The following is a 9,198-nucleotide window of genomic DNA, read 5'->3' on the forward strand; positions in this document are numbered from 1 at the left end:
TGACGCCGACGGGCCGCAGGCGGGTGGTCCCCCACCCGCCCGCGGCCCGTCAGGCGACGAAGGTACGGGGGCTCTCGCCCCCCGCGGTGCCCCCGCTCTCCACGATCCGGGCCGCCGCGGCCAGTCGCGCCGCCGCCTCCTCCGCGACCGCGCCCCCCACGGTGAACGGCAGCCGCACATACCCCTCGAAGGCGCCGTCGACGCCGAACCGGGGCCCGGACGGCACCCGTACCCCGACGCGCTCCCCCGCCTCGGCCAGCCGGGACCCGGACAGGCCGCCGGCCCGCACCCACAGGGTCAGCCCGCCCTTGGGCACGGTGAACTCCCACTCCGGCAGCTCCCGGCGCACCGCCGCCACCAGTGCGTCCCGGTTGCCCCTGGCCTGTTCGCGGCGCAGTTCCACGGCCTGCTCCCAGCCTCCCGTGCTGAACAGCCAGTTCACGGCCAGCTGCTCCAGGACGGGCGTGCCGAGGTCGGCGTAGGCGCGGGCCGCGACCAGGCTGCGGATGACGTCGGGGGCGGCCCGGACCCAGCCGATGCGCATGCCGGCCCAGAACGCCTTGCTCGCCGAGCCCACGGTGATCACCGTCGACCCCGCCGGGTCGAACCCGCACACCGGACGGGGCATCTCGACGTCGTCGTCGAGCCACAGCTCGGTCATCGTCTCGTCGGCGACCAGCACGGTCCCCGCCGACCGGGCCGCCTCGACGAGCCGGCGCCGCTGGTCCTCGTCGGCGAGCGCGCCGGTCGGGTTGTGGAAGTCGGCGACCACATAGGCGATGCGCGGGGCGGCCTCCCGCAGGACCTGCCGCCAGCGGTCCATGTCCCACCCGGCGAGCCCCTCGGCCATCGCCACGGGCACCAGCCGGGCGCCCGCCTCCCGCATCAGCTGGAGGATGTTGGCGTACGAGGGTGATTCGACGGCGATGCGCTCGCCGCGGCCGCCGAAGAGATGACAGATCGCGTCGATGGCGCCCATCGCGCCCGTGGTGACCATGATCTGCTCGGGCATGGTCGGGATCCCACGCCGGGTGTACCGCTCGGCGATCATCGCGCGCAGGGCGGGCAGACCGGCCGGGTAGTCACCGTGCGTGTGGGCGTACGGGGGCAGTTCCTCCAGCGCGCCCTGGACGGCCCGGGTGAGCCACGGTTCCGGGGCGGGGAGGGCCGCGCAGCCGAGGTCGATCACCGAGCCGAGGGCCTCGGGCGGCAGAGGTTCCAGTCCGCGCGCGGGCACCGGGTTTCCGGCGGGGACGGCCGTCCAGCTCCCGGCGCCCCGCCGGGACTCCAGGAACCCCTCCGCGCGCAGCGCCTCGTAGGCGGCGGCGACGGTCGTACGGCTGACGGACAGGGCGAGGGCCAGTTCGCGTTCGGCGGGGAGCCGTGCGGCGACGGGGACCCGCCCTTCCAGGACGAGCAGCCGGACGCCGTCGGCGAGCGCACGGTAGGCGGGCGGACGCCGGGTTCCGGGGCCGGCGGGCCGGTCCTGCTGGGACGTGAGCAGCCGCGCGAGCTGGGCGGCCCCCACCGCGGAGGTCCACTGCGCCATGGATATCAGTCCACCTTCCCGGGATTGGCCATGGATGGCCGTACCTTCCACGCCACAGAGTGACATGCTCAAGGCCACTACCACCACCAGGGGTCCACTTGTCCGAGCCGCCTTCACCGCCCGTCCCGCCGAACGGCGGCCTCCCCCGTCGCCTCACCCAGCTCTACGCCGGCCTCGCGCTCTACGGCGCCAGCTCCGCCCTCCTGGTGCGGTCGGGCCTCGGGCTGGAGCCCTGGAACGTGCTCCACCAAGGGCTCGCCGAGCTGAGCGGCCTGTCCATCGGGGTCGTGTCGATCATCGTGGGAGCCGCCGTACTGCTGCTGTGGATCCCGCTGCGCCAGCGTCCGGGTCTCGGCACCGTCTCCAACGTCTTCGTGGTCGGTCTCGCGATGGACGGCACGCTCGCCCTGCTGCCCGAGGCGCACGGTCTGGCCGTGCGGGTGCCGCTGCTGATGGCCGGCATCCTCCTCAACGGCGCGGCCACCGGCCTCTATATAGCGGCGTCCTTCGGACCGGGTCCGCGCGACGGACTGATGACGGGGCTGCACCGGCGCACCGGCCGGTCGATCCGCCTGATGCGAACGGCGGTCGAGATCACGGTCGTGGCGACCGGCTTCGCCCTCGGGGGCACGATCGGCGTCGGCACGGTGCTGTACGCGCTGTCGATCGGACCGCTCGCTCAGCTCTTCCTGCGGGTGTTCGCCGTGCCGCCGGCATCCGGCGGCAGCACGGTCGTTGCCACCGGGTCACCGCGGGGGGCGATACTGCGTCCGTGAGCACCCCCGTACGCCACCCGTACCTCGACCATTTGGGACCGATCCCGTTCGCGCACCGCGGCGGCGCCGCCGACGGTCTGGAGAACACCGTGGCGCAGTTCCGACGCGCGGTCGAGGCGGGCTACCGCTACATCGAGACGGACGTGCACGCCACGCGGGACGGCAGACTCGCCGCCTTCCACGACGCGACGCTGGACCGGCTGACCGACGGCGCGGGCCGCATCGCCGACCTGCCGTGGGCGGCGGTACGGGAAGCCCGTGTGGGCGGCAAGGAGCCGGTCCCGCTGTTCGAGGAACTCCTGGAGACCTTCCCCGAGGTCCGGTGGAACATCGACATCAAGGCCGAACCGGCGCTCCACCCGCTCCTGAACCTCATCGGGCGAGCCGACGCCTGGGACCGGGTCTGCGTCGGCTCCTTCTCCGAGGCCCGCGTCCTGCGCGCCCAGCGGCTGGCGGGCCCGCGCCTGGCGACGTCGTACGGCACCCGGGGGGTGCTCAATCTGCGGCTGCGGTCCTGGGGGGTGCCCGCGGCGCTGCGCCGCTCGGCCGTGGCCGCACAGGTTCCGGAGGCCCAGTCGGGCATCCAGGTCGTGGACCACCGCTTCGTGCGTTCCGCCCACGCGCGCGGGCTCAAGGTGCACGTGTGGACGATCAACGATGCCGATCGGATGCACCGGCTCCTGGACCTCGGGGTGGATGGCATCATGACCGATCACATCGACATGTTGCGCAAGGTCATGGAGGACCGGGGCGTCTGGGTCTGACCCCGGTCGCCCCTTGGTCCGCTCAACGCGCGCGACGTCCCGGGCGGGGAAGCGAGGGCGCGGGTGGACACGGAATCCGTGCGGACGGAGGCGGCCGACGACGCCGCCGGGCGACGGCGCGAGCAGCGCGGCTGGTACTTCTACGACTGGGCGTGCTCGGTCTACTCGACGAGCGTCCTCACCGTGTTCCTGGGCCCGTATCTGACGTCGGTCGCCGAGGAGGCCTCCGACGCCGGCGGCTATGTGCATCCGCTCGGCATCCCGGTCCGCGCGGGCTCCTTCTTCGCCTACTCGGTGTCCCTGTCGGTGATCGCGGCCGTCCTGGTGATGCCGCTGGTGGGCGCCGCCGCCGACCGCACCGGCCGCAAGAAGCCGTTCCTCGCGGCCGCCGCCTACACGGGGGCCGCCGCCACGACGGGCATGTTCTTCCTGTCCGGCGACCGCTACCTGCTGGGCGGCGTGCTGCTCGTGGTGGCGAACGCGGCCCAGTCCGTCGCGATGATGCTCTACAACTCCTACCTGCCCCAGATCGCCCCGCCCGAGGAACGCGACGCGGTGTCCTCGCGCGGCTGGGCCTTCGGCTACGCGGCGGGCTCCCTGGTCCTGGTCGTCAACCTGGTCCTCTACCTGGCCCACGACTCCTTCGGCGTCTCGGAGTCCACGGCCGTACGGATCTGTCTGGCCTCGGCCGGCCTGTGGTGGGGCGGCTTCGCCCTGATCCCGCTGCTGCGGCTGCGCGACCGCCCGCCGGCGGTCACAGCCGCAGGGCGCGAGGCGAGCACCCCGGGCCTGCGCCAGTTGGTGGCGACCTACCGGGACATGCGGCGCCACCCGCTGACCCTCGCCTTCCTGCTGGCCTATCTGGTCTACAACGACGGCATCCAGACGGTGATCTCCCAGGCCTCGGTCTACGGCTCCGAGGAACTCGGCCTCAGCCAGTCCACCCTGATCGGCGCCATCCTGCTGGTGCAGGTCCTGGCCGTCGCGGGCGCCCTGACGATGGGCCGGCTGTCCCGCAGGTACGGCGCGAAACGCACGATCCTCGGCTCACTGGTGGCCTGGACGCTCACCCTGGCCGTCGGCTACTTCCTGCCGTCCGGCGCGCCGGTGGGCTTCTTCGTGCTGGCGGCGGCGATCGGACTGGTCCTCGGCGGCAGCCAGGCCCTGTCACGCTCCCTCTTCTCCCACCTCGTCCCGCCCGGCAAGGAGGCCGAGTACTTCTCGGCGTACGAGGTGAGCGACCGGGGGATGAGCTGGCTCGGGCCGCTGGTGTTCGGGATCACCTACCAGGTGACCGGAAGCTATCGGGACGCGATCATCTCGCTGGTGATCTTCTTCGTCCTCGGTTTCCTGCTGCTCGCACGGGTCCCGGTCCGGCAGGCGATCGCCGACGCGGGCAATCCCGTACCCGAAAGGATTTAGCGCTCAAGGCGAAAGGGCGGTAGTGTACGCGTTTGGCCTGCCAGGCGTACCGTTACTGCGTGTCAAAGATGCCGAAACGCCGGGTGACATCTCCTTTCAGATGTGACAAACCGGGCGCCGGTGGGTACTGCACTGGTTGACAAGGCTGCGGCTACGACGGCGACGCACGACCCGGAACGGGACTCCGAACGGGAATCTTTACCGCCGACCGGACGTTGACCGGATGACGACGACAGCGACACCTGTCCTGTGGGCGACAAGCCCGGGAGGCACGATTCATGAGTGAGCGAGCTCTTCGCGGCACGCGCCTCGTGGTGACCAGCTACGAGACGGACCGCGGCATCGACCTGGCCCCGCGCCAGGCCGTGGAGTACGCATGCGAGAAGGGGCACCGCTTTGAAATGCCCTTCTCGGTGGAGGCGGAGATCCCGCCGGAGTGGGAGTGCAAGGTCTGCGGAGCGCCTGCGCTTCTCGTGGACGGCGACGGCCCTGAGGAGAAGAAGGCCAAGCCCGCGCGTACGCACTGGGACATGCTGATGGAGCGGCGAACCCGCGAGGAACTCGAAGAGGTCCTTGAGGAACGGCTGGCCGTTCTGCGATCCGGGGCGATGAACCTCGCGGTTCATCCCCGGGACAGCCGCAAGTCCGCGTAGTTCCGCGGAGCTGGGGCTGGTCTACAGCGCACGACATATGACCGCGGGCGCCGTACGTGAAGTCACGTACGGCGCCCGCGGTCTTTTGCTGCGTTCTCCTGCGGCTTCGGGGGCGGCGCCGCCGGGGCTTCGGGGCTGCGCCGCCGGACCGCCGAGCTCACGGAGTCAGCGGAGGACGGTGTTCCCGCTCGCCCTCGCCGCGCTCGTCGTGCCTGATCACCTCGCCCTGGACCACCTTTCCGTCCGGGCGGTGCATACGGGCCTGCTGGAAGGCGTCGCCGAGGGTGCCGGGAGTCGCCGCGCGGAGCTTGCGGTCGACCGTGCGCTCCGCATAGCGGCCGACGGCCTTCTGGACCGGCGGCAAAAGCAGCAGCAGGCCCAGCGCGTCGGAGGCCAGGCCCGGGATCATCAGGAGGAGGCCGCCGAGCATCATCAGTCCGTTGCCCCCGCCCGAGGAGGGGGGTGTGCCGCGCTGGAGCGCCTCGTTGAGGTTCTGGAAGGCGCGCCGGCCCGCCCGCTTGATGACCACCGAGCCGAGCAGGAACCCGGCGAGCAGGAGCAGGAAGACGACGAACCCGCTGGTCGCTCCCGCGACCACGGTCAGCAGCCAGATCTCCAGCACCAGCCACGCGGCGAGCCCCAGCGGCAGGAACGTCCGCAGACGGGAGCGCCGGGGCCGGGCATTGGGGTGGGCGGGGGTCTGAGCGCCAGTCGTCATGCACCCAGTGTGCCTGGCCCCGGCTCAGCGCGGCATAAGGGGCCGGTCAGCGGCTCCTGTGCGAGCCCGCCGAGGGGCCGGCCGGACTTACGAGGGCTGCTGCGGAGAGGGAGCGGACGGGGAAGGGGAGGACTGCGGCTTCTCCTGCGTGCCCGTCCGGCCCGCGATCTTGCCGACGCGCTCCCCCACGCCCCAGGCGGTGACCCGCCACAGGGCCTCCACGAGGATGTCGCGGCTCATCTTGGAGTCGCCCAGCTCGCGCTCGACGAAGGTGATGGGGACCTCGACGACGTGGTAGCCGGCCTTGACCGCCCGGCGGGCGAGGTCGACCTGGAAGCAGTAGCCCTGGGAGGCGACCTCGTCGAGGCCGAGGCCTTCGAGGGTCTCGCGCCGGAAGGCGCGGTAGCCGCCGGTGATGTCGCGCAGCGGGAGGTCCAGCGCAAGGCGCGAGTAGAGGCTGCCGCCGCGGGAGATCATCTCGCGGGACCGGGGCCAGTTCACGACCCGGCCGCCCGGTACCCAGCGGGAGCCCAGCACGAGGTCGGCGCCCTTCAGTGCGGTGAGCAGGCGGGGCAGTTCCTCGGGCTGGTGCGAGCCGTCGGCGTCCATCTCGACCAGGACGCCGTAGCCGTGCTCCATGCCCCAGTGGAAGCCCGCGAGGTAGGCGGCGCCGAGGCCCTCCTTGCCCTTGCGGTGCAGCACCTGGACGTGGTCGTCCGTGGCGGCCAGTTCGTCGGCGAGTTTGCCGGTGCCGTCGGGGCTGTTGTCGTCGGCCACCAGGACGTGCGCCTCGGGGACGGCCTTCCGCACCCGGCCGACGATGCTCTTGATGTTCTCCGCCTCGTTGAAGGTCGGAATGATCACCAACGCCGTGCCGAGCGGACCGAACTTCCTCCCCCGGTCCTGTGCCGCGCGGTTCGCGTCGCCGTCGTTCACTGCTGCCCCTTCGTGTCCGTACGCAGGGGACCACCATAGTGGCCGCCGCCTGCGGTGACGTGACCGGCCGTTTGTATGGTGGTGTCGTTTCCACAAAAGCGGGGTAAGAGTGCGCTTTTGGGCTTGTATGCCCAAGCGTACTGCCTGGGGAAGTGCCCCCGCGGTCCTGCGGATGGGGGCCCGGCGCCCTTCGGGCCGACCTGGGACCCGCCGGCTGCGGGTCGACCTGAAGCCGTTGTCTACTGAGCGTCCGGGCCCCACCCGGGTCACACCTCCCCGACCGGCCGGAACGTTCCCTCGCCCTGGTGCGGCGCTGAGCCTGGCTCCCAGTGGCGGTGCGCCGGTGCGGCACACCGTCCCTGACCCAGCGGCGCACCGGCGAGTGCGCGGACGTTCCCCGGCGGGGCGTCCGGTGGTGGACCCGGCCGAACCTACCGGCCCCCCGCGGTCGGCTGTCAACAGCCGTTCGACCTGCGACTCTTCGGGTAACGCGCTGGTCAGCGGGCGGTCGGCGACTCTCGCGGGACGCCGCGCGGACGGGTGATCTTCCGTGCCGCGCAGCGGCGGATCACTCGCCCGGCCCTACGAACACCGGCCATCGTGCGCGGGCTACGGGCAGCTCCGTGCCGGTCACTCGCCCGGCCGTACGAACACCGACTGTCCGCCGACCACCGTGCGCAGGCACACGGGCAGCTCCGTGCCGGGTGTCAGGTCGGGCAGGCCGGGGGTGCCGGAGCGAGGGTCGGTGGACCAGCGGGCGACCCGGTCGTCGGGGGCCTGGACGACGAGCGCGCCGGTGCTCCAGACGGCGTAGTCGGCGGGTGCGCCCGGCACCAGGACGCCCGCGTCGTCGCGGCCGACCGCCCGCCAGCCGCCACGCGTGTGGGCGGTGAAGGCGGCGCGTACGGAGATCCGGTGCTCGGGGGTGCGGTGGAAGGCGGCGGCGCGAACCGTGCCCCACGGGTCGAGGGGGGTAACCGGGCTGTCGGAACCGAAGGCGAGCGGGACACCGGAGCGCAGCAGGGCCGCGAAGGGGTTCAGGGTGCGGGCCCGCTCGGCGCCCAGGCGCTGGGCGTACATGCCGTCCTCGCCGCCCCACAGGGCGTCGAAGGCGGGCTGGACGGAGGCGGTGAGGCCCAGTTCGGCGAAGGCGGCGATCGTCTCGGGGGTGAGCATCTCGGCGTGCTCGACGCGGTGCCGGGCGGCACGGACCCGGGCCAGGCCGACCTTGTCCGCCGCCGCGCGCACTCCCTCGACGACGGCGGTGACGGCGGCGTCGCCGATCGCGTGGAAGCCTGCCTGGAGACCCGCCTCGGTGCAGGCCGTGACGTGCGCGGCGACGGCGACGGCGTCCAGGTAGGCGGTGCCGGTGTGAGCGGCGTCGGTGTACGGGTCGTGCAGGCAGGCGGTGTGCGAGCCGAGGGCTCCGTCGGCGAACAGATCCCCGGCGGCGCCGAGGGCGCCCAGTTCGCGGGCCTTGTCGACGTCCTGTTCCGCCCAGTAGCCGACGACCCGCGGGCCGGGTTCCTCGGCGGCCAGCCGCAGCAGGGCGGTGAAGTCGTCCTCCGAGGAGATCTCGGGGCCGGCGCATTCGTGGACCGAGCCGATGCCGAGCGAGGCGGCGTGCGCGAGGGCGGCCCGCTGGGCCTCGGCGCGCTGGGCGGGCGTCACGGCTGCGAACGCGGCGGCGCGGACGGCGTGGTGGGCGCCGGCGGTGAGCGGGGCGTCGAACGGCCCGTCCGCCGCGCCGAGGCCGGGGGCAAGATCGAGCAGGGCGGTGGTGACGACCGCCGAGTGGACGTCGATGCGGGACAGGTAGAGGGGCCGTCCGCCGGTGACCTCGTCCAGTTCCGCGACGGTCGGGGGACGGCCGCCGGGCCAGCGCGAGGCGTCCCAGCCGTGACCGAGCAGGACCTTGTCCTGCGGTCGGGCCGCGGCGAAGTCCCGGACCCGGGCGAGGGCCGCCTCCAGGTCGGGCGCGGCCGACAGGTCGAGTCCGGTCAGGGCGAGGCCCGTGGACGTCGTGTGGACGTGGGCGTCGGTGAACGCGGGGGTGACGAGGGCGCCGTCCAGGTCGACCACCTCGTCGACACCGTCCGCGAAGGCGTCGGCCGCGCCCTCGGAGCCGACCCAGGCGACCTGGCCGCGCTCGACGACCATCGCGGTCGCGAACGGGTCGGCGGGGCTGTGGACCTCTCCTCGGCGGAGCAGGACGGTCTTCGGGTCGGGCGTGCGCTCACTCATGGACACCAGTTTCGCGCCTCGCCGGGGCCGGCCGGCACCTCGGAGCCGACCCAGGCGACCTGGCCGCGCTCGACGACCATCGCGGTCGCGAACGGGTCGGCGGGGCTGTGGACCTCTCCTCGGCGGAGCAGGACGG

Annotated in this window: 8 protein-coding genes; 4 read left to right on the plus strand and 4 right to left on the minus strand. The window is 72.9% G+C overall.

The window, feature by feature from the left end; genetic code table 11:
• Window positions 1-49: 49 nt before the first annotated feature.
• A complete protein-coding gene (locus tag P1P75_RS08950; protein ID WP_319253276.1) occupies window positions 50-1,549 on the minus strand; it encodes a PLP-dependent aminotransferase family protein in 1,500 nt (499 codons plus the stop codon).
• A gap of 98 nt (window positions 1,550-1,647) precedes the next feature.
• Between P1P75_RS08950 and P1P75_RS08955 the strand changes: the two genes are divergently transcribed.
• The 4 genes from P1P75_RS08955 to P1P75_RS08970 all read left to right on the plus strand — a co-directional run bounded on the left by P1P75_RS08955 (window position 1,648) and on the right by P1P75_RS08970 (window position 5,164).
• Window positions 1,648-2,325, plus strand: coding sequence for a hypothetical protein (locus P1P75_RS08955; RefSeq protein ID WP_319253278.1), 678 nt, complete (start codon window positions 1,648-1,650; stop codon window positions 2,323-2,325).
• Window positions 2,322-3,089 (plus strand): glycerophosphodiester phosphodiesterase, encoded by a 768-nt coding sequence (locus P1P75_RS08960; RefSeq protein ID WP_319253280.1) that lies wholly within the window; start codon window positions 2,322-2,324, stop codon window positions 3,087-3,089. The genes P1P75_RS08955 and P1P75_RS08960 overlap by 4 nt, the downstream gene beginning before the upstream one ends.
• 63 nt (window positions 3,090-3,152) lie before the next feature.
• On the plus strand, window positions 3,153-4,511 hold the full coding sequence (locus P1P75_RS08965) for an MFS transporter (RefSeq protein ID WP_319253282.1): 1,359 nt from the start codon (window positions 3,153-3,155) through the stop codon (window positions 4,509-4,511).
• A 278-nt stretch (window positions 4,512-4,789) separates the two neighbouring features.
• A complete protein-coding gene (locus P1P75_RS08970) occupies window positions 4,790-5,164 on the plus strand; it encodes an RNA polymerase-binding protein RbpA (protein ID WP_020128921.1) in 375 nt (124 codons plus the stop codon).
• Between the two features lie 157 nt (window positions 5,165-5,321).
• On the opposite strand, the gene fxsA is transcribed toward P1P75_RS08970, so the two are convergent.
• From fxsA to P1P75_RS08985, 3 genes are all read right to left on the minus strand, one after another.
• Complete coding sequence (gene fxsA / locus P1P75_RS08975) at window positions 5,322-5,882, minus strand: FxsA family membrane protein (protein ID WP_319253284.1); 561 nt, start codon at window positions 5,880-5,882, stop codon at window positions 5,322-5,324.
• An 87-nt stretch (window positions 5,883-5,969) separates the two neighbouring features.
• Window positions 5,970-6,818 (minus strand): polyprenol monophosphomannose synthase, encoded by an 849-nt coding sequence (locus P1P75_RS08980; RefSeq protein WP_150470022.1) that lies wholly within the window; start codon window positions 6,816-6,818, stop codon window positions 5,970-5,972.
• Between the two features lie 630 nt (window positions 6,819-7,448).
• The gene (locus P1P75_RS08985; RefSeq protein WP_319253287.1) at window positions 7,449-9,062 is read right to left on the minus strand and encodes an amidohydrolase; all 1,614 of its coding nucleotides are present in this window, start codon (window positions 9,060-9,062) and stop codon (window positions 7,449-7,451) included.
• Between the last annotated feature and the right edge of the window lie 136 nt (window positions 9,063-9,198).

The organism is Streptomyces sp. ID05-39B, from assembly GCF_033794725.1.
GTDB classification, from domain to species: domain Bacteria; phylum Actinomycetota; class Actinomycetes; order Streptomycetales; family Streptomycetaceae; genus Streptomyces; species Streptomyces bobili.